This window comes from Pseudomonas kribbensis, from assembly GCF_003352185.1.
Taxonomy (GTDB): Bacteria; Pseudomonadota; Gammaproteobacteria; order Pseudomonadales; family Pseudomonadaceae; genus Aquipseudomonas; species Aquipseudomonas kribbensis.
Genome location: NZ_CP029608.1, coordinates 2,058,015 through 2,079,525 on the forward strand (window position 1 = coordinate 2,058,015; position 21,511 = coordinate 2,079,525).

The 21,511-nt window shown below is 61.4% G+C and carries 16 protein-coding genes; 10 read left to right on the forward strand and 6 right to left on the reverse strand.

The features are described 5' to 3' along the window. Positions 1–106 precede the first annotated feature (106 nt). Genes DLD99_RS09640 through rloA form a run of 3 tightly spaced genes read right to left on the reverse strand, consistent with a single transcriptional unit; the run spans position 107 to position 3,170 of the window. Positions 107–1,093, reverse strand: a complete 987-nt coding sequence (locus DLD99_RS09640) for an alpha-L-glutamate ligase-like protein (RefSeq protein WP_085711889.1) — start codon at positions 1,091–1,093, stop codon at positions 107–109. Beyond that, entirely contained in the window at positions 1,093–2,628 is a 1,536-nt protein-coding gene (gene rloB / locus DLD99_RS09645) for an osmotic stress tolerance membrane protein RloB (RefSeq protein ID WP_114882021.1), read from the reverse strand. The genes DLD99_RS09640 and rloB overlap by 1 nt, the downstream gene beginning before the upstream one ends. 5 nt (positions 2,629–2,633) lie before the next feature. Beyond that, positions 2,634–3,170 (reverse strand): retropepsin-like aspartic peptidase RloA, encoded by a 537-nt coding sequence (gene rloA / locus DLD99_RS09650; protein ID WP_065258027.1) that lies wholly within the window; start codon positions 3,168–3,170, stop codon positions 2,634–2,636. A gap of 298 nt (positions 3,171–3,468) precedes the next feature. Between rloA and DLD99_RS09655 the strand changes: the two genes are divergently transcribed. The 6 genes from DLD99_RS09655 to prpD all read left to right on the forward strand — a co-directional run bounded on the left by DLD99_RS09655 (position 3,469) and on the right by prpD (position 11,894). Continuing rightward, a complete protein-coding gene (locus tag DLD99_RS09655; protein ID WP_169432611.1) occupies positions 3,469–4,191 on the forward strand; it encodes a GntR family transcriptional regulator in 723 nt (240 codons plus the stop codon). Then, positions 4,188–5,078 (forward strand): methylisocitrate lyase, encoded by an 891-nt coding sequence (gene prpB, locus DLD99_RS09660; protein WP_085711892.1) that lies wholly within the window; start codon positions 4,188–4,190, stop codon positions 5,076–5,078. The genes DLD99_RS09655 and prpB overlap by 4 nt, the downstream gene beginning before the upstream one ends. A gap of 43 nt (positions 5,079–5,121) precedes the next feature. Then, positions 5,122–6,249 carry a bifunctional 2-methylcitrate synthase/citrate synthase gene (prpC, locus tag DLD99_RS09665; RefSeq protein WP_085711893.1) on the forward strand — a complete coding sequence of 376 codons (1,128 nt, stop codon included), beginning with the start codon at positions 5,122–5,124 and terminating at the stop codon, positions 6,247–6,249. Between the two features lie 202 nt (positions 6,250–6,451). After that, positions 6,452–9,046, forward strand: a complete 2,595-nt coding sequence (acnD, locus tag DLD99_RS09670) for a Fe/S-dependent 2-methylisocitrate dehydratase AcnD (protein ID WP_114882022.1) — start codon at positions 6,452–6,454, stop codon at positions 9,044–9,046. A 54-nt stretch (positions 9,047–9,100) separates the two neighbouring features. Beyond that, on the forward strand, positions 9,101–10,291 hold the full coding sequence (gene prpF / locus DLD99_RS09675; protein ID WP_114882023.1) for a 2-methylaconitate cis-trans isomerase PrpF: 1,191 nt from the start codon (positions 9,101–9,103) through the stop codon (positions 10,289–10,291). A gap of 118 nt (positions 10,292–10,409) precedes the next feature. Then, positions 10,410–11,894 carry a 2-methylcitrate dehydratase gene (prpD, locus tag DLD99_RS09680; RefSeq protein WP_114882024.1) on the forward strand — a complete coding sequence of 495 codons (1,485 nt, stop codon included), beginning with the start codon at positions 10,410–10,412 and terminating at the stop codon, positions 11,892–11,894. A gap of 20 nt (positions 11,895–11,914) precedes the next feature. Here prpD and DLD99_RS09685 read toward each other — a convergent pair whose 3' ends face one another. From DLD99_RS09685 to ppsR, 3 genes are all read right to left on the reverse strand, one after another. Beyond that, positions 11,915–13,237 (reverse strand): ABC transporter ATP-binding protein, encoded by a 1,323-nt coding sequence (locus DLD99_RS09685; protein WP_114882025.1) that lies wholly within the window; start codon positions 13,235–13,237, stop codon positions 11,915–11,917. Between the two features lie 14 nt (positions 13,238–13,251). Continuing rightward, positions 13,252–14,997, reverse strand: coding sequence for an ABC transporter permease (locus DLD99_RS09690; protein WP_114882026.1), 1,746 nt, complete (start codon positions 14,995–14,997; stop codon positions 13,252–13,254). Between the two features lie 296 nt (positions 14,998–15,293). Further along, positions 15,294–16,112 carry a posphoenolpyruvate synthetase regulatory kinase/phosphorylase PpsR gene (gene ppsR, locus DLD99_RS09695; protein ID WP_085711899.1) on the reverse strand — a complete coding sequence of 273 codons (819 nt, stop codon included), beginning with the start codon at positions 16,110–16,112 and terminating at the stop codon, positions 15,294–15,296. Between the two features lie 174 nt (positions 16,113–16,286). Here ppsR and ppsA point away from each other — a divergent pair, with 174 nt between their 5' ends. From ppsA to DLD99_RS09715, 4 genes are all read left to right on the forward strand, one after another. After that, a complete protein-coding gene (gene ppsA / locus DLD99_RS09700; RefSeq protein ID WP_085711900.1) occupies positions 16,287–18,659 on the forward strand; it encodes a phosphoenolpyruvate synthase in 2,373 nt (790 codons plus the stop codon). 98 nt (positions 18,660–18,757) lie between these two features. Beyond that, positions 18,758–19,747, forward strand: a complete 990-nt coding sequence (locus tag DLD99_RS09705; RefSeq protein WP_114882027.1) for an alpha/beta fold hydrolase — start codon at positions 18,758–18,760, stop codon at positions 19,745–19,747. A gap of 225 nt (positions 19,748–19,972) precedes the next feature. Then, positions 19,973–20,464 (forward strand): ribonuclease E activity regulator RraA, encoded by a 492-nt coding sequence (gene rraA / locus DLD99_RS09710; protein WP_085711902.1) that lies wholly within the window; start codon positions 19,973–19,975, stop codon positions 20,462–20,464. A 24-nt stretch (positions 20,465–20,488) separates the two neighbouring features. Further along, on the forward strand, positions 20,489–21,484 hold the full coding sequence (locus DLD99_RS09715; RefSeq protein ID WP_085711903.1) for a zinc transporter ZntB: 996 nt from the start codon (positions 20,489–20,491) through the stop codon (positions 21,482–21,484). Positions 21,485–21,511: the final 27 nt, after the last annotated feature.

Here is a 21,511-nt window from a genome sequence, read left to right on the forward strand (position 1 = left end):
GCGGGGCAGATCGGCCATCGAGGCGGGGTGGGGATTGTAGTCCCCTCGGGGAATTGCTCCTAGAGGGGATGTCGGGGATTGGCAGATCGGAGGCCGGTAACGCGACTCAGCCTTCGACCACCGGAATATGCCCAAACAATTCCTGAGCAAACGCCACCCGCTCTTCAACCGTTTCAGTCACGCCGCGGGTCTTGAGATCTTCCAGATGCGCTTCCACCGCATGGGTACGTGCCGTCAGCCCGCAGTCATTGGCAATCTGGATATTCAGCCCCGGCCGCGCGTTCAGCTCAAGAATCAGCGGGCCTTTCTCCTGGTCCAGCACCATGTCCACGCCGATGTAACCCAGGCCGCACAGCTCATAACAACCCGCGGCGAGTCTCATGAAACCGTCCCAGTAGGGCAGTTGCACGCCGTCCACCGCGTTGGTGGTGTCCGGGTGTTTGGCGATGATGTTGTTCAGCCAGGTGCCGCGCAGGGTCAGGCCGGTCGCCAGGTCGACACCGACGCCGATGGCGCCCTGGTGCAGGTTGGCCTTGCCGCCGGACTGCCGGGTCGGCAGGCGCAGCATGGCCATCACCGGGTAGCCCATCAGCACGATGATGCGGATGTCCGGCACGCCTTCGTAGCTGATGCTCTTGAAGATCTGGTCCGGGGTCACCCGGTATTCGATCAGCGCCCGGTCGCGGTGGCCACCGAGCGAATACAGGCCGGTGAGGATGCTGGAGATATGGTGCTCCAGCTCTTCGTGGGTGAGGATCTTGCCCGACACGGTGCGATAGCGACCTTCGAAACGGTCGGCGATGACGATGATGCCGTCACCGCCGGCGCCCTGGGCCGGCTTGATCACGAAGTCGTTGCGCCCGCCGATGATCTCGTCGAGCTTGTCGATTTCCTTCTCCGTGGAAATCACGCCATACAGTTCCGGCACATGGATGCCGGCCTTGATCGCGCGCTCCTTGGTGATGATTTTGTCATCGACAATCGGGTACAGACTGCGCTTGTTGTACTTGAGCACGTAGTCCGCGTTACGCCGATTGATGCCCATGATGCCCCGGGCTTCCAGGGCCTTCCAGGTCTTCCAGAAACCGAACATCAGGCGTCAGCCTTCTTCAGGAAAGCCTTGAAGCGCACCAGTTCGGTCAGGCGATAACCACGATAGCGACCCATGGCCAGCATGAAGCCCACCAGGATCAGCAGGATCGCCGGGAAGGTGAACACGAAGTACACCAGCTCCGGCACGGTCATGATCAGGTGCGCCAGGGACGCCGCGAACAGCGTGCCGATCGCTACTTTCAGCGCATGGCTGGCGCCGCGTTCTTCCCAGGTGATCGACAGGCGTTCGATGGTCATGGTCAGAATCACCATCGGGAACAGCGCCACCGACAGGCCGCGCTCCAGACCGAGCTTGTGGCTGAACAGACTGATCGCCGCGATCAGCACCACCACGAAGGTCAGCACCACCGAGAGTCGCGGCAGCATTTGCAGTTTCAGATGTTCCAGATACGAGCGCAGCGACAGCCCAAGCGCCGTGATCACGGTAAACAGCAGGATGCCGAAGCCCAGTTGCGTCTCGCGGAAGGCCAGGGCGATCAGCACCGGGGTGAATGTGCCGAGGGTCTGCAGGCCGACCAGGTTGCGCAGGATGAGGATCACCAGCACGCCGATCGGGATCATCACCATGATCATGAACGTCTGCTGGGTCTGCAGCGGCAGGCCGTACAGCGAGTATTCGAGGAAGTTGGCGTCGGTGTTTTCGTCAGTCAGCTTGGCCAGACGAATCGCGTTCATCTCGCTGTTGTTCAGGCTGAACGTCACGTTGGCTTTCTTCGCGCCGTCGACGGTGATCAGGTTTTCATCGCCGGTCCACCACAGCAGGCGGTCGGTCGGCAGGCCTTGTTCGCCGGTTTCCGGGTTGAAGTACAGCCAGTCGTTGCCGTTGAAGCTGCGCAGCCACAGTTCAGGGGTTTGCGGCTGATCGGCGACGAGGCGGATGGTGTGGACTTTCTCGACAGGAACGTGGGCGATGGACAACAGCAGTTCGACGATTTTTGCCTTGTGGGCCGTCGACGGATCGCCGGCCAGCAGCAGTTTCACGTTGTCGTCGTTGGTATTGTTGACACGTTTGATGGCTTCGCCGATGAAGGTTTCGACGTCGGCCGAGTGCTGGCGGATCGGCGCGAGCAGCGCTTCGGCGGCGATTTTTTCCGGGCCTTCGATGGCTATGCTGTCGCGGAAAGTCGGGCCTTTGACCTTGGTTTTCTCGGCGGTGTAACGTTTGGTCAGCACCAGACGGTAATAAAGGGTCTGGTTGCCCTTGGCCCGGCGCGCCGACCAGGTGACCTTGCGGTTGCCGTCGACACGGTTGACCGCCACGCCATAGTTATTGGAGATGAAGCTTTCATTGAGGCTGACGTAATCGCGGCTCAGGGGCGGCACGAACATCTGGATCTTCACCGGATCCTTGGTGCTGGCGACGAACTCGACCTTGGCGTCGATGTTCCACAAGTCGTCGGTGGCGTCTTCGGTCACCGGAATGCCGAGCACGAAAATCTGATAGGCCGTAACCGAAACGCCCAGGAGCACCAGGATGGTGATCAGGATTTTCAGGTGGAAGGTTAGAGAACGCATGGAAATTACTCGGCGGTATGAGCGGCGATGGCGCAGGCGGGTTTGCCGGCAGCGTATTTAAGACTGGGATCGACCAGCGCATCGAAGCGTTTCAGCGCCTCGGAGCCGATCAAAAGCGGGTATTGGAACGCACTGCGGTCGGTCAGGTTCACTTCGATGCTGCGCATTGCCGAACCCATGCAGATATCCAGCTCGATCACCGGGCGCGCTGTGTACTTCTTGCCTTCTTCCGGGTCGTAGTCGCCGGCGCGGCGCTTGATCTTGCTGACCCGGGCCAGCGGCCGTTCGATCGGGTGCGAATGCGCAGCGTCGATGGCCAGGTAGAAACGCACCCAGGACTCGCCGTTGCGCTTGAAGCGTTTGATGTCGCGGGCGCTCAGGGAGGCGGTTTTCGCCCCGGTATCGAGTTTCGCCGCCACTTCCAGGTTGATCCCGTCGAGGGCAGCGTACTCGTTAAGGCCGTACACAGTCTTTTCCCCCGCCACAGCCAGGCCGGGCAGGCAAAACAGATAGAAAAAGGTGGGGAAGGGCTTGAGTCTCATAAATCCTGGCGAGCAGCGTTCCGTTCTCGGTTCAGGGCCACGGCATCAGGAGGTCCTGTCTGCGCGCGCCTTCGTGTGCCTATCAGCTTTTTATGACAAGCCGTGCAAGTGACTGGCAAATGCGGGCGGCATTCTAGCACGGTGGTTTTATGGCGCCAGCGCCCGAGCGGGTCTATAACCCTTGGGGCTGATATCGGGCGTTATTAGACGATTGTCGACAATATCCATTTATCCTTTGACTGGTGCCGGCTGATTCGCTAGTTTTTGCCGCATTGGATTTAAAGGTGTCGACAATATGCTGGATCAACTCGATCCCCCGGTCATCAGCGGCGACGATTCGGAAACCCTGTCCGAAAACGTCTTCCGGCGTATCCAGGCCGCCATCGTCAAAGGCGAAATCGCCCCGGGCAGCAAGATCTCCGAGCCGGAACTGGCACGCACCTACGGCATCAGCCGCGGGCCGCTGCGCGAGGCGATTCATCGTCTGGAAGGCCAGCGCCTGCTGGTGCGCGTGCCGCATGTCGGCGCACGGGTGGTCTCGTTGAGCCACGCCGAACTGCTCGAACTCTACGAAATCCGCGAATCCCTCGAAGGCATGGCCTGCCGTCTGGCGGCCGAACGCATGAGCGTCGAAGAAATCGACGAACTGCGCCGGGTGCTGGAAACCCACGAGCGCGATGCGGCGTTCCAGGCCGGCGTCGGCTACTACCAGCAGGAAGGCGATTTCGACTTTCACTACCGGATCATCCAGGGCAGCGGCAACCGCACCCTGACCCAGATGCTCTGCGGCGAGCTGTATCAACTGGTGCGCATGTACCGCATCCAGTTTTCCACCACGCCCAACCGCCCGCGTCAGGCCTTTGCCGAACACCACCGGATTCTCGATGCCATTGCCGACCGTGACGGCGAGCTCGCGGAATTGTTGATGCGCCGCCACATCGGCGCCTCGAAACGCAACATCGCCCGTCATTACCAGGACGGCGCCGACAATAAGACAGCCACTGAACGAGGTGAGTCATGAGTTCCAACAAGAGCACTCCAGGCCAGCGTTTCCGCGATGCGGTCGCCAGCGAACATCCGTTGCAAGTGGTCGGCGCGATCAACGCCAACCACGCGCTGCTGGCCAAGCGCGCCGGTTTCAAGGCGATTTACCTGTCGGGTGGCGGGGTGGCTGCCGGCTCCCTCGGCGTGCCGGACCTGGGCATCACCGGTCTGGATGACGTGCTGACCGACGTGCGCCGCATCACCGATGTCTGCGACCTGCCGCTGCTGGTGGACGTGGACACCGGTTTCGGCGCCTCGGCGTTCAACGTGGCCCGTACCGTGAAGTCGATGATCAAGTTCGGCGCCGCGGCGATCCACATCGAAGACCAGGTCGGCGCCAAGCGCTGTGGCCACCGTCCGAACAAAGAGATCGTGACCCAGCAGGAAATGGTCGACCGCATCAAGGCCGCCGTCGATGCCCGCACCGACGACAGCTTCGTGATCATGGCCCGCACCGACGCGCTGGCCGTTGAAGGCCTGGAATCGGCACTGGATCGCGCCGCCGCGTGCATCGAGGCCGGTGCCGACATGATCTTCCCGGAGGCCATCACCGAACTTGAGATGTACAAGCTGTTCGCCAACCGCGTGAAAGCGCCGATCCTGGCCAACATCACCGAGTTCGGCTCGACGCCGCTGTACACCACCGAGCAGTTGGCCGGTGCCGATGTGTCGCTGGTGCTGTACCCGCTGTCGGCGTTCCGCGCGATGAACAAGGCCGCGGAAAACGTCTACACCGCGATCCGCCGCGACGGCACCCAGCAGAATGTCATCGACACCATGCAGACTCGCATGGAGCTCTACGATCGCATCGATTACCACACCTTCGAGCAGAAGCTCGACGCGTTGTTTGCGGCGAAGAAGTAAGCCGCAACCGTACTCCCTAACAAATTCAAGATTGGAGACAACAATGGCCGAAGCAAAAGTACTCAGTGGCGCCGGGCTCCGGGGCCAGGTTGCCGGGCAAACCGCACTGTCCACCGTGGGCCAGGCCGGTGCCGGGCTGACCTATCGCGGCTACGACGTGCGCGAACTGGCGGCAGACGCACAATTTGAAGAAGTGGCGTACCTGCTGCTCTACGGAGAGCTGCCGACCAAGGCACAACTCGCCGAGTATCAAGGCAAACTGAGCAAGCTACGCGATTTGCCGCAAGCGCTGAAAGAAGTGCTGGAACGCATCCCCGCCGACGCCCACCCGATGGACGTGATGCGCACCGGTTGCTCGTTCCTGGGCAACATCGAGCCGGAGAAAGACTTCTCCGAGCAACGCGACAAGACCGACCGCCTGCTGGCCGCATTCCCGGCGATCATGTGCTACTGGTATCGCTTCAGCCACGACGGCAAACGCATCAACTGCGTGAGCGACGAGCCGTCCATCGGCGGCCATTTCCTGCACCTGCTGCACGACAAGAAACCGAGCGAACTGCACGTCAAAGTGATGAACGTGTCGCTGATCCTCTACGCCGAGCACGAATTCAACGCCTCGACTTTCACCGCTCGCGTCTGTGCGTCGACCCTGTCCGACCTGTATTCCTGCGTCACGGCAGCCATCGGCTCGCTGCGCGGCCCGCTGCACGGCGGCGCCAACGAAGCGGCGATGGAAATGATCGAGCGCTTCTCGTCGCCGGAGGAGGCGATCAAGGGCACCCTCGGCATGCTCGAGCGCAAGGACAAGATCATGGGCTTCGGTCACGCGATCTATAAGGACAGCGATCCGCGCAACGAGGTCATCAAGGGCTGGTCGAAAAAACTCGCCGACGAAGTGGGCGACAAGGTGTTGTTCGCGGTTTCGGAAGCCATCGACAAGACCATGTGGGAGCAAAAGAAACTGTTCCCCAACGCCGACTTCTACCATGCCTCGGCGTACCACTTCATGGGCATCCCGACCAAGCTGTTCACCCCGATCTTCGTCTGCTCGCGCCTGACCGGCTGGGCGGCGCACGTGTTCGAGCAGCGCGCCAACAACCGCATCATCCGTCCAAGCGCCGAGTACGTCGGCGTCGAACAGCGCAAGTTCGTGCCAATCGAACGTCGCTGAATTGTGGGCTGACCTGGAGCTTGAGAACACCGATACACCCTGTGGGAGCGAGCCTGCTCGCGATGACGGACAGACATTCAACAAAGATGTCGACTGATTAACCGCTATCGCGAGCAGGCTCGCTCCCACAGTGGAGTGTGTTGAGTTCAAAGGCTGCGTCTGGCCCCACCTTTTTGTTATCACCGTGACCGAGTCCTGACCGATGAACACAGAATTTCGCAAGACCCTGCCCGGCACGCCGCTGGACTTTTTCGACGTCCGCGCGGCTGTCGATGCGATCCAGCCGGGCAGCTACGACACCCTGCCGTACACCTCTCGCGTGCTGGCGGAAAACCTCGTGCGTCGCTGCGACCCGGCCACGCTCACCGATTCCCTGAAACAACTGATCGAGCGCAAACGCGACCTCGACTTCCCGTGGTTCCCGGCCCGCGTGGTGTGCCACGACATTCTCGGCCAGACCGCGCTGGTGGACCTGGCCGGCCTGCGCGACGCGATTGCCCAGCAGGGCGGCGACCCGGCTCAGGTCAACCCGGTGGTGCCGACGCAACTGATCGTCGACCACTCGCTGGCGGTAGAGGCGGGCGGTTTTGACAAGCAGGCGTTCGAGAAGAACCGCGCCATCGAAGACCGTCGCAACGAAGACCGTTTCCACTTCATCAACTGGACCAAGAAGGCGTTCAAGAACGTCGACGTGATCCCGCCGGGCAACGGCATCATGCACCAGATCAACCTGGAGAAAATGTCTCCGGTGATCCAGGTGCGCGACGGCGTGGCATTCCCGGACACCTGCGTCGGCACCGACAGCCACACTCCGCACGTTGATGCGCTGGGCGTCATCGCCATCGGCGTCGGTGGGCTTGAAGCCGAGAGCGTGATGCTCGGCCGCGCGTCGTGGATGCGCCTGCCGGAAAGCGTCGGCGTCGAACTGACCGGCAAGCTGCAACCGGGCATCACCGCCACCGACATGGTGCTGGCGCTGACCGAGTACCTGCGCAAACAGAAAGTGGTCGGCGCGTGGCTGGAATTCTTCGGTGAAGGTGCTTCCGCGCTGACCCTCGGCGACCGCGCGACCATCTCCAACATGGCCCCGGAATACGGTGCTACGGCGGCGATGTTCTACATCGACCAGCAGACCATCGATTACCTGAAACTGACCGGTCGTGAAGACCAGCAAGTGCAACTGGTCGAGCAATACGCCAAGCAGATCGGCCTGTGGGCCGACAGCCTGAAAGGCGCGCAGTACGAGCGCGGTCTGACCTTCGATCTGTCTTCGGTGGTGCGCAACATGGCCGGCCCGAGCAACCCGCACGCCCGCGTGGCGGTGTCGGATCTGGCGGCCAAAGGCATCTCCGGGAAATGGGAAGACGTGCCCGGCCAGATGCCCGACGGCGCGGTGATCATCGCTGCCATCACCAGTTGCACCAACACCAGCAACCCGCGCAACGTGATCGCCGCCGGCCTGCTGGCGCGCAATGCCAACAAGCTCGGCCTGACTCGCAAACCTTGGGTCAAGTCGTCGCTGGCGCCGGGCTCGAAAACCGTGGCGCTGTACCTCGATGAAGCGGGGCTGACCACGGAGCTGGAGCAACTCGGTTTCGGCGTCGTCGCGTTTGCCTGCACCACCTGCAACGGCATGTCCGGCGCGCTGGATCCGGTGATCCAGCAAGAAATCATCGACCGTGATCTGTACGCCACCGCCGTGCTGTCCGGCAACCGCAACTTCGACGGCCGGATTCATCCGTACGCCAAGCAGGCGTTCCTCGCTTCGCCGCCGCTGGTGGTGGCCTACGCGATTGCCGGCACCATCCGTTTCGACATCGAAAAAGATGTGCTCGGCGTGGTCGACGGCAAGGAAATCCGCCTGAAGGACATCTGGCCGAGCGACGAAGAAATCGACGCGGTGGTGAAGTCCTCGGTCAAGCCCGAGCAGTTCCGTCAGGTCTACATTCCGATGTTCGCCATCCACGAAGACACTGGTCCGAAAGTCACGCCGCTGTACGACTGGCGCGAAATGAGCACCTACATCCGCCGTCCGCCGTACTGGGAAGGCGCGTTGGCCGGGGCGCGTCCGCTCAAGGGCATGCGCCCGCTGGCGGTGCTGCCGGACAACATCACCACTGATCACCTGTCGCCGTCGAACGCGATCATGCTCGACAGCGCCGCCGGCGAATACCTGGCGAAAATGGGCCTGCCGGAAGAGGACTTCAACTCTTACGCGACCCACCGTGGCGACCACCTGACCGCCCAGCGCGCGACGTTTGCCAACCCGAAACTGTTCAACGAAATGGTCGTGGAAAACGGCAAGGTCAAGCAGGGCTCGCTGGCCCGTGTCGAGCCGGAAGGCAAAGTGATGCGCATGTGGGAAGCCATCGAAACCTACATGGAACGCAAGCAGCCGCTGATCATCATCGCCGGCGCCGACTACGGCCAGGGTTCGTCCCGGGACTGGGCGGCCAAAGGCGTGCGTCTGGCGGGTGTGGAAGCGATTGCCGCCGAAGGTTTCGAGCGCATTCACCGCACCAACCTGGTGGGCATGGGCGTGTTGCCGCTGGAGTTCAAACCGGGCACCGACCGCAAGACCCTGGGCATCGACGGCAGCGAAACCTACGACGTGATCGGCGCCCGTACGCCGCGCGCCGACCTGACGCTGGTGATCCATCGCAAGAACGGCGAACGCGTCGAGGTGCCGGTGACCTGCCGCCTCGACACCGCCGAAGAAGTGTCGATCTACGAGGCCGGCGGCGTGCTGCAGCGCTTCGCCCAGGACTTCCTCGAAGAGTCGGCGGTTGCCGTTTAAATCAGTTAGTGCGAGCGCGGGTCGGTTGACCCGCGTTTGTGGATAAGGAGCACCATGGCTCACGCACCGCAAATCAAAATCCCCGCCACCTACATGCGCGGCGGCACCAGCAAAGGCGTGTTTTTCAGCCTCACCGACCTGCCTGAGGCGGCGCAAATTCCCGGCCCGACCCGCGACGCCTTGCTGCTGCGGGTCATCGGCAGCCCCGACCCGTACGACAAACAGATCGACGGCATGGGCGGCGCCACGTCCAGCACCAGCAAAACCGTGATCCTGTCGAAAAGCATCAAGGCCGATCACGACGTCGATTACCTGTTCGGTCAGGTGTCCATCGACAAACCGTTCGTGGACTGGAGTGGCAACTGCGGCAACCTGTCGGCGGCGGTCGGATCGTTCGCCATCAGCAACGGCCTGGTGGACGCCAGCCGCATTCCGCACAACGGTGTGGCGGTGGTTCGCGTGTGGCAGGCCAACATCGGTAAAACGATCATTGCCCACGTGCCGATCACCAACGGCGAAGTCCAGGAAACCGGAGATTTCGAACTCGACGGCGTGACCTTTCCGGCTGCCGAAGTGCAGGTCGAATTCATGGACCCGGCGGCGGAAGAAGAGGGCGGCGGTGGCTCGATGTTCCCCACCGGCAACCTGATCGACGAACTGGCAGTGCCGGGCGTCGGCACCTTCAAGGCGACCATGATCAACGCGGGTATCCCGACGATCTTCGTCAACGCCGAAGACATCGGTTACACCGGCACCGAATTGCAGAGCGCGATCAACAGCGATCCGAAAGCGCTGCAGATGTTCGAGACCATCCGCGCCTACGGTGCGCTGCGCATGGGCCTGATATCCAACATTGACGAAGCGGCCAAGCGTCAGCACACGCCGAAAGTGGCTTTCGTGGCTCGGCCTGCGGATTACGTGGCGTCCAGTGGCAAGGCGATTGCCGCCGGGGATGTGGATCTGCTGGTGCGGGCGTTGTCGATGGGCAAGTTGCACCACGCGATGATGGGCACGGCGGCGGTGGCAATCGGCACCGCAGCGGCCATTTCCGGCACTTTGGTGAACCTCGCGGCCGGTGGTGTTGAGCGCAATGCCGTGCGCTTCGGGCATCCGTCCGGGACGTTGCGCGTCGGGGCCGAGGCCAGTCTGGAAAATGGTGAGTGGGTTGTGAAGAAAGCGATCATGAGCCGAAGTGCGCGGGTCCTGATGGAAGGCTTCGTCCGCGTGCCTGGAGATTCGTTCTGACGAACAGTCGCCGAGAGCGAGCCTGATCGCTCTCGGCGCTTTGCGTATTTCAATAACAAGAAAAATTAGCCCTGAACCGAGGTCCCATCAACGAACCACTTTGAAGAGTGAATCGAACATGAGCGCCAACGTCGACCTGAACAACCGCCCCGACTACGACGATGTCCTGCAGGACATCGCCGATTACGTCCTCACCTATAAAATCGAATCCGCCGAAGCCCTCGACACCGCCCGCAACTGCCTGATGGATACCCTGGGCTGCGGCCTGCTGGCCCTGCGTTTCCCCGAATGCACCAAACACCTGGGCCCCCTCGTCGAAGGCACCGTCGTGCCGTTCGGTGCCCGGGTGCCGGGCACATCCTATCGGCTCGATCCGGTCAAAGCCGCGTGGGACATCGGCTGCATCGTGCGCTGGCTTGATTACAACGACACCTGGCTCGCCGCCGAATGGGGGCATCCGTCGGACAACCTCGGCGGGATTCTCGCGGTGGCCGATCACCTTTCGCAAGAGCGTCTGGCCAATGGCGAGGCGCCGCTGACGGTGCGCGATGTGCTTGAAGCCATGATCATGGCCCACGAGATTCAAGGCGTGATCGCCCTGGAAAACTCCTTCAACCGCGTAGGTCTCGACCACGTGATTCTGGTGAAAGTCGCCTCGACAGCCGTTGTCGCCAAGCTCATGGGCGCCAATCGCGAGCAATTGCTCTCGGCGTTGTCCCATGCGTTTGCCGACGGTCAGGCGCTGCGCACTTACCGTCATGCGCCGAACGCCGGTTCGCGAAAATCCTGGGCGGCGGGCGATGCTTCAAGTCGCGGGGTGCGTCTGGCGGATATCGCGATGCGCGGCGAGATGGGCATTCCCGGTGTGCTGACGGCCAAGCAGTGGGGTTTCTACGACGTGCTGTTCAGCCACACCAACAACGATCTGGCGCTCAAGCCTGAAGACAAGCGAGCCTTCAGCTTCTCGCGATCCTTCGGCAGTTATGTGATGGAAAACGTACTGTTCAAGATCAGCTTCCCTGCCGAATTCCACGCGCAAACCGCCTGCGAAGCCGCGGTGACCCTGCACCCGCAGGTGCGCAATCGTCTGCATGATATTGACCGGATCGTCATCACCACCCACGAATCGGCGATCCGTATCATTTCCAAGGTCGGCCCGTTGGCCAATGCCGCCGACCGCGATCACTGCATCCAGTACATGACCGCCGTGCCGCTGGCGTTCGGTAATCTGGTGGCCGAGCAGTACGAAGACGATTTCCACGCGGCGCATCCGCTCATCGATGTGCTGCGCGAAAAAATGGTCATCGTCGAAGAGCCGCGTTTCACCCGCGAATATCTCGAAGCCGACAAGCGCTCGATTGCCAACGCGGTGCAGGTGTTTTTCAAGGACGGTTCCAGCACGGAGAACGTGGTGGTGGAGTACCCGATCGGTCACCGCCAGCGCCGGGCCGAGGGCATTCCGTTGCTGGAGGACAAGTTCAGGGCAAACCTGGCCACGCGTTTCACCGGCCAGCGCAGCGCCGAGATCCTTGCGCTGTGCAAGGATCAGGCGCGGCTTGCGGCGACGCCGGTGAACCGTTTTGTTGACTTGTTCGTGATCTGAAACGCCGGGACTGTCGAGGGCTACAGGCTGCCCTCGACGTCCTCCAGGCTGAACGTTTCGGTGTGGTCGTCGTAGGAGAAAATCTCCGCATAACGGCCCCAGGCAATCACGATCTCCAGGTTTTTCTCGACGAAGGCTTCGGTCAGCGAGTCTTCCAGTTCCTGCTCGAAACGCACCCGTGGCGCCCGGTGGCCGTTGCGCTCCAGCAATACCTGGCGGATCCGCGCGGCCAGCGGTATGTAGCGGATCAGATGTTCGGCAAACAGAGTCTTGCGTTCCTGAGTGCCGTAGTCGGCGAACAGTTTGCCGGCGTCGGTCAGGGTGATGTCCGCGCCCTTGAGTTCGGCGAAGCCCAGGTATTCGAGCATCTCGGCCACCGGAAACAGGTCGTCCACTTCCAGCAAGCGCCGCTCGGCCACGGTGGGCAGGCCGGCGTGGCCGTTGTAGGGCTCGGCCGCCAGGGTTTCGATCAGGCCCGCCATCAGGTTGGTGGACACTTCCTGCAACGGGCTGCTGATTTTCAGTTCGGGTTTGCCGGTGCTGGCATCGGCGCTGCGGCGGTCGGTCATCTGCGCGTATATGTCATCGACCATCTGCCGGAACGCAGGATCCAGGCGATTGCGCGGATGGGCGAAGGGCACCTTGATTTCCGCCACCAGCCGTCCGGGGTTGGACGACAGCACCATAATGCGGTCGCACATCAGCACCGCTTCTTCGATGTTGTGGGTCACGATCAGGATCGATTTGATCGGCAGTTGCTTGCCGCTCCACAGGTCCAGCAGATCGTTTCTCAGGGTTTCGGCGGTCAGCACGTCCAGCGCCGAGAAAGGTTCGTCCATCAACAGCAGCGTCGGGTTGACTACCAGCCCGCGAGCGAAACCCACGCGCTGGCGCATGCCGCCGGACAGTTCGCGAGGGTAGGCGTTTTCGAAACCGTCCAGGCCGATCAGGTCGATGGCCGCCAGTGCGCGCTTGCGCGCTTCCTTGCGTTCGACCTGCAGGGCCTGCAGGCCGGCTTCGACGTTTTCCAGCACCGTCAGCCACGGGAACAGGGCAAAGGTCTGGAACACCATGGCCACGCCTTCGGCCGGGCCGTCCAGCGGTTTGCCGTTGTACAGGACCTCGCCCGACGACGGTTCGATCAGGCCGGCGATGATCCGCAGCAGGGTGGACTTGCCCGAGCCAGAGCGGCCAAGCATGCCGACGATTTCGCCTTCGTGCAGGGCCAGGTTGACCCCGCTGAGCACTTGCAGCTCGTCCTTGCCCTTGCCGAACACCCGGTTCACGTCGGTGAGCGAGTAGATTTCGGGTGTGGCGCCAGTGTGTTCGGTAAAGGTATTCATCACATCGAATCCCGTCAGTTCAGGCGAAGTTTGTTTTCGGCCATGGCGTACATCGGCCGCCAGACCAGGCGATTGAAGGCCACGACGAAGAACGCCATGACCACCACGCCGAGAGTGATTTTCGGGAAGTCGCCGGCGGCCGTGGTTTGCGCGATGTAGGCGCCGAGGCCATGGGCGACGACCTTGTCCTGCCCCCAGGACACGAATTCGGAAACGATGCTGGCGTTCCACGCCCCGCCCGAAGCGGTGATGGCGCCGGTCACGTAGTACGGGAAGATCCCCGGCAGCATCACCTTGCGCCACCACAGCCAGCCGCGAATGCGGAAGTTGGCGGCGGCTTCCTTGAAGTCATTGGGGAAGGCGCTGGCCCCGGCGATCACGTTGAACAGGATGTACCACTGCGTACCGAGCACGATCAGCGGGCTCAGCCAGATATCCGGGTTCAACTGGTAACGCAGGATCACGATGACAAACACCGGGAACAGCAGGTTCGCCGGGAACGCCGCAAGGAACTGCGCCAGCGGCTGGATCTTTTCCGCCAGGGCCGGACGCAGACCGATCATCACGCCCAGCGGCACCCAGATCAGCGAGGCGATAAAGATCAGCCCGGCCACTCGCAACAGGGTGTACAGCCCCAGCAACAACACATGCCCGACTTCGGCGAACGTCACTTCCGTGCCGACATACAGCACGATGTGGTACAGCGCATAAGCGGTCAGCAGTGCGATAAACGAGCCCCAGATCCAGTCGATGGCCTTGGTGGTGGCGGGGCTTTCAGAGGTCATGACCTTGCGCGCCGAACGCGGCAGGTTCAGGCGCATGTTGCCGAGTCGGCTGATGGCGCGGCTGATCGGACGCAGAATGCGCTGGATCATCCGGGTGCGCTGGATCAGATTCAGGACCCAGGATTCCGGCGCAGCGGTCTGCGAGGCGGTGTTTTCCATGCGGAACTTGTCGGCCCAGGCCACCAGCGGGCGGAACAGAAACTGGTCATAGATCAGGATGACCACGATCATCGTCAGGATCACGTAGCCCACGGCGTGCATGTCTTTTTGCGCGATGGCCAGGGCCAGGAACGAGCCGATCCCCGGCAGGGTGATGGTCTGGTCGCCGACGGTGATCGCTTCCGAGGCCACCACGAAGAACCAGCCGCCGGACATGCTCATCATCATGTTCCAGACCAGCCCGGGCATCGCGAAGGGCACGTCGAGCTTCCAGAATTTCTGCCAGCCGGACAGTTGCAGGTTGGTCGAGACTTCCACCAGATCCCCCGGCAGCATGCGCAGCGACTGATAGAAGCTGAACGTCATGTTCCACGCCTGGCTGGTGAAAATCGCAAAAATCGCGGCGAATTCCGCCCCCAGAACCCGGCCGGGAAATAGCAACAGAAAAAAGGTCACGGTGAAGGAGATGTAGCCCAGCACCGGCACCGATTGCAGGATGTCCAGCACGGGCACCAGCAGTTTTTCGGCCCGGCGGCTTTTCGCGGCCAGCGTGCCATAGAGCAGGGTGAACACCAGTGCCGCAACCATCGCCGCGAGCATGCGCAAAGTGGTGCGCATGGCGTATTCCGGCAGGTTGGCCGGGTCGAGTGAGACCACTTCACTTTGCAGCGTGCCGATCGGGGCCCAGGTTTCCCGGGCACCGATTGAGAAAAACAGCAGGAAGCCGATCACCAGCGGCATGGCGATCAAGTCCCAGCGATTGGGCAGCAGGCGTCGGGTCGAGGCCGGTATGTAGTGACGGAACACTTTATTCATAAGCAGTGATTCCTGCAGTGCTCTGAATGGAGTCGCGGCAGTCTGAGCGTAGCTTCAGTCTGCACGGCGCACCCGGGAATGAACGGACGCTCATTCCTTGACTTCAATGGGGAGGCTGGATGCTGCGGGCCCGCTGAATTCAACGGGCCGAGAGGGTTGGCGCATCCGGTTTGTGGCCGGATACGCAACTTGCGCGGATTGTATATTTCGGAATGTTACAGAGGCGTAAAAAACACGGCCCGGGGCCGGGCTTGTGATACTTCATTCAGCCTGCGGACAGGTTGGCCGGGTCGGGGTTACTTGAACCGCCGTTCCACGCCTTTTTCCACGAGGATCTTCGCCGAAATCTCTTCCACGGAAAAATGCGTGGAGTTGATGTGCGGGATGTTTTCGCGACGGAACAGGTTCTCCACCTCACGCACTTCGAATTCGCACTGGGCGTAGCTCGAATAGCGGCTGTTGGGTTTGCGTTCGTTGCGGATCGCGGTGAGGCGGTCCGGATCGATGGTCAGGCCGAACAGCTTGTGCTGGTGGGCGCGCAGGGCGGCCGGCAGTTGCAGACGCTCCATGTCGTCTTCGGTCAGCGGGTAGTTGGCCGCGCGGATGCCGAACTGCATCGCCATGTACAGACACGTCGGCGTCTTACCACAACGCGACACGCCCACTAGTATCAGGTCGGCCTTGTCGTAATAGTGGGTGCGCGCGCCGTCGTCGTTGTCGAGGGCGAAGTTCACCGCCTCGATCCGCTCCATGTAGTTGGAGTTGTGGCCGATCGAATGGGACTTGCCGACGGTGTAGGAAGAATGCTCGGTCAGTTCCTGTTCGAGCGGGGCGAGGAACGTCGAGAAAATGTCGATCATGAAACCATTGGAGGTTGCGAGAATCTCACGGATGTCCTGATTGACGATGGTGTCGAAGATAATCGGCCGGAAACCATCGGTTTCAGCGGCTTTGTTGATTTGTTGTACCATGGCCCGCGCTTTGTCCGCGTTGTCGATGTAGGGCCGCGTGAGTTTGGTGAAGGTAATGTTTTCGAACTGCGCCAGAAGGCTTTGACCCAGGGTTTCGGCAGTAATGCCGGTGCCATCGGAGATAAAGAAAGCAGATCGTTTCATTTGCACCTTGGGCCTTAAGCTAATGAGTATTTCTGGATATGATAGGCGTGATTTGTCGGCCGCCAATGGCCCGCATTCTCACTTATTTTCCAGGTCCAGGCCATACAACCGGCCGATGCTCCCCCGAGCCGCCGGTTTCTGAGCTTTTCCAACACAGTTAGTGGAGAGATCACCTTGGTAGAGTACGTAGTTTCCCTCGATAAGCTCGGCAAACACGATGTTGAGCATGTGGGGGGCAAGAACGCATCCCTGGGCGAGATGATCAGCAACCTGGCCGGTGCCGGTGTGTCGGTCCCCGGCGGCTTCGCCACCACCGCGCAGGCCTATCGCGACTTTCTCGAGCTGAGCGGCCTCAACGACCAGATCCACAAGGCTCTCGACGCCCTGGACGTCGATGACGTCAATGCGCTGGCCAAGACCGGCGCCCAGATCCGTCAATGGATCATGGAAGCCGAATTCCCTGAAAAACTGAACACCGAGATCCGCACCGCGTTCGCCGCGCTGTCGGCCGGTAATCCCGATGTGGCCGTGGCCGTGCGTTCTTCCGCCACCGCCGAAGACCTGCCGGACGCTTCGTTCGCCGGTCAGCAGGAAACCTTCCTGAACATCCGTGGCGTGGAAAACGTCATCCGCGCGGCCAAGGAAGTGTTCGCTTCCCTGTTCAACGACCGTGCCATTTCCTACCGCGTGCACCAGGGCTTCGACCACAAACTGGTCGCCCTGTCTGCCGGCGTGCAGCGCATGGTGCGTTCGGAAACCGGCACCGCCGGCGTGATGTTCACCCTCGATACCGAATCCGGCTTCCGTGACGTGGTGTTCATCACCGGCGCCTACGGCTTGGGTGAAACCGTCGTACAAGGCGCGGTGAACCCGGACGAATTCTATGTCCACAAGGGCACGCTGGAGGCCGGTCGTCCGGCGATCCTGCGTCGCAACCTGGGCAGCAAGGCCATCAAGATGATTTACGGCGACGAGGCCAAGGCCGGTCGTTCCGTGAAGACCGTCGATGTCGACAAGGCCGACCGCGCACGTTTCTGCCTGACCGACGCAGAAGTCAGCGAACTGGCCAAACAGGCGATGATCATCGAGAAGCACTACGGCTGCCCGATGGACATCGAATGGGCCAAGGACGGTGACGACGGCAAGCTGTACATCGTGCAGGCCCGTCCGGAAACCGTGAAGAGCCGCACCCAGGCCAACGTCATGGAACGTTACCTGCTGAAGGAAACCGGCACCGTGCTGGTGGAAGGTCGTGCCATCGGCCAGCGCATCGGCGCGGGCAAGGTGCGGATCATCCGCGACGTGTCGGAAATGGACAAAGTCCAGCCGGGCGACGTGCTGGTCTCCGACATGACCGACCCGGACTGGGAACCGGTCATGAAGCGCGCCAGCGCCATCGTCACCAACCGTGGCGGCCGTACCTGCCACGCGGCGATCATCGCCCGTGAGCTGGGTATTCCTGCAGTCGTCGGTTGCGGCAACGCCACCCAGCTGCTGAAGGACGGCCAGGGCGTGACCGTGTCCTGCGCCGAAGGCGACACCGGTTACATCTTCGAAGGCGAACTGGGCTTCGACATCAAGAAGAACTCCGTGGACGCCATGCCGGAGCTGCCGTTCAAGATCATGATGAACGTCGGCAACCCGGACCGCGCCTTCGACTTCGCGCAGTTGCCGAACGCCGGTGTGGGCCTGGCCCGTCTGGAATTCATCATCAACCGCATGATCGGCGTCCACCCGAAAGCGCTGTTGAACTACGACGGCCTGCCGCAGGACATCAAAGAAAGCGTCGACAAGCGCATCGCCGGTTACGACGATCCGGTCGGCTTCTACGTCGAAAAACTGGTCGAAGGCATCAGCACCCTGGCGGCTGCGTTCGCACCGAAGAAGGTCATCGTGCGTCTGTCGGACTTCAAGTCCAACGAATACGCCAACCTGATCGGCGGCAAGCTGTACGAGCCGGAAGAAGAAAACCCGATGCTGGGCTTCCGTGGCGCTTCGCGTTACATCAGCGAATCGTTCCGTGACTGCTTCGAACTCGAGTGCCGTGCGCTGAAACGCGTGCGCAACGAGATGGGCCTGACCAACGTCGAAATCATGGTGCCGTTCGTCCGTACCCTGGGCGAAGCGAGCCAGGTGGTCGATCTGCTGGCCGAAAACGGCCTGAAGCGCGGCGACAACGGCCTGCGCGTGATCATGATGTGCGAACTGCCGTCCAACGCGATCCTGGCTGAAGAATTCCTCGAATTCTTCGACGGTTTCTCGATCGGTTCCAACGACCTGACCCAGCTGACACTGGGCCTGGACCGTGACTCCGGGATCATCGCGCATCTGTTCGACGAGCGTAATCCGGCGGTCAAGAAGCTGCTGGCCAACGCGATTGCCGCGTGCAACAAGGCCGGCAAGTACATCGGCATCTGCGGTCAGGGCCCTTCGGACCACCCGGACCTGGCCAAGTGGCTGATGGAACAGGGCATCGAAAGCGTTTCCCTGAACCCGGACACCGTGCTGGAAACCTGGTTCTTCCTGGCCGAAGGTCAGGCGGAATAAGTCGTGAATGAAGCCCCGGCCTGCTGAACCGGGTCGGGGCTTTAAGATTGAAGTAGGGCGAGCTCTCCGGATGCCGCCCTTTTTTGTGCAAGAGCATTATGCAAAGCAGCAGCAACCTTTTTCCTGTCGCTCTGATCAGCGCCGAACGTCGCGGTGATCTGAGCGAAGACATCTACCGTTTGAAACCGGGCAACAGCCCCGACTGGTCCGTGGAAATCGCGGTGACCCGTCTCGGCATGGCCGATGAGCCGGCGACACGCGGTGTGCCGGTGATCCTGCTGCATGGCAGCTTCTCCAACCGACGCTTCTGGTTTTCCCCGAAAGGCCTGGGTCTGGGTGCTCATCTGACGCGCCTGGGTTTCGATGTATGGATCCCTGAAATGCGTGGCCACGGCATGTCCCAGCGTAACGAGGACTACCGCCGCAACCGCGTCGCCGACTACGCCCGTTACGATCTGCCGGCCATCGCTGCGTTCGTGCGTGAGCAGAGCGGGCAGATTCCGCACTGGATCGGTCATTCGCTGGGCGGCATTACGCTCGCAGCCGCGCTGGGCGGCGAATACCTCGGCGAACCGGCCGTGGCGTCGGCGGCGTTTTTCGGCACGCAGGTCAGTCGTACCTACTGGCCGCTGAAAATTCCACCGGTGGAGTGGAGCGGGCGTTTCATTCTCAAGCGTTTTGCCCAGTTGTCCGGCTCGCGGCTCAAGCGTGGCCCGGAAGACGAACCGATCGGTCTCGCGCTGGAAAGCATGCGCTGGTACGGCCTGTTCGGGCGTTTCGGTGACAAGGACAAGGATTGGTGGGCGGGGCTTGCCGATGTTCAGGTGCCGGTGTTGGCAGTGACGGCGGCTGGCGATCATCAGGATCCGGCTTGGGCCTGCCGCAAACTGTTCGAGCAGATTGGCTCCGAGCACAAGCAATTCATCAATCTGGGGCGCGAGCAGGGCTTCAGCGAAAATTTCGGCCATGTCGAGATGCTGGTGAGCAAGGCCGCCCAGGCGGAAGTCTGGCCGCTGGTGGCGCGCTGGCTGGCGGATCAGTACACGCCATTGGTCGGCGAAAAGGTGGATATGGCGGCGGCAGGATGAGCGGAGGGCTCTGAAAGGGCATTTCGTTCGAGTCGGCTTGCGGCTAAGATATGACGCATTGGACGGTTCCGGTCACATTTGGTGACTGTTTCGCTATTACGTTTCAGCTTGTGTTCAGGTTCGCTCAGCGACCATTGCATGAACTAAGGTAAACAGCGACCGCCGGATCTCGTTTCAAAAGAGTGCGACATCCTTGATCGTCTTCCTTGTTACAGGAGTTATTCGATGAACCATTACCTCACGCCTGACCTGTGCGACGCCTATCCGGAGCTGGTGCAGGTGCTGGAACCGATGTTCAGCAATTTCGGCGGCCGTGATTCCTTCGGCGGCGAAATCGTGACCATCAAATGCTTCGAAGACAACTCGCTGGTCAAGGAACAGGTTGAACTCAAGGGCAACGGCAAGGTGCTGGTGGTCGATGGCGGCGGTTCCCTGCGGCGTGCGCTGCTGGGCGACATGCTGGCCGACAAGGCCTCGAAAAACGGTTGGGAAGGGCTGGTGATCTACGGTTGCATCCGTGACGTGGATGTCATCGCCCAGACCGATCTCGGCGTGCAGGCGCTGGCCAGCCACCCGATGAAGACCGACAAGCGCGGTATCGGCGATCTCAACGTGCCGGTGACTTTCGCGGGTGTCACCTTTCATCCGGGCCAATACATTTATGCGGACAACAACGGCGTGATCATCTCGCCGAGCCCGCTGAAAATGCCTGAATAAATCGCGGCAAGAACCGGGGTGAGGATGTTCGAGGAAGAAAACGCGCAATGGGGGCTGGTGCATGCCCTGGTGCTGGACGGTAAAGGCGGTGCGCGTTCGATAGCCCGGACTGAACTCGACGATCTGCAGCTGCAGGCCCATGAGAGCCTGTGGCTGCACTGGGATCGCAGTCACCCGCAGACCCAGACCTGGCTGCGCAAGTCCAGCGGACTCAACGAATTCACCTGCGATCTGCTGCTGGAAGAGAACACCCGTCCACGGCTGCTGCCGTTGCCCGATTCCGAATTGCTGCTGTTTTTGCGCGGGGTCAACCTCAATCCCGGTGCCGAGCCGGAAGACATGGTCTCGGTGCGGATTTTCGCGTCGGCCCAGCGTGTGATTTCCCTGCGTTTGCGCCCCTTGCGCGCCACCGATGAACTGCTGGCGATGCTGGGGGAGGGCAAGGGCCCGAAAACCTCGTCCGAACTCATTCTTTATCTGGCGCAATACCTCACCAACAAGGTGCAGGATCTGGTCACTTGCCTCTCGGAAGTGGTCGATGATGAGGAAGAAAAGCTGGATGCCGACGAACGGTATACCCCCGAGCACGGAGCCGTTTTGCACATCCGTCGCCGGGCGGCCGGACTGAAGCGTTTTCTCGCACCGCAGCGGGATATTTTCGGACAGCTGACGCGGATAAAACTGCCATGGTTCGTCGACGACGACGCGGACTACTGGAACGAATTGAACAACAGCCTGACCCGCTATCTCGAAGAGCTCGAATTGACCCGAGAGCGCGTGGGGCTTGTGCTGGACACCGAAGACCGGCGTTTGAGCGTGCGCATGAATCGCACCATGTACCGCTTCGGGATCATCACCGGGATCTTCCTGCCGATGAGTTTTCTCACCGGCCTGCTGGGGATCAATGTCGGCGGAATTCCGCTTTCCGGAAACCCTTACGGCTTCCTGGTGGCATGCCTGCTGATGGTTCTGGTGGCCCTCGGACAATGGTGGTTGTTCCGCCGATTGCGCTGGGTATGACGATGCATCATGTGACCCGACCAAATC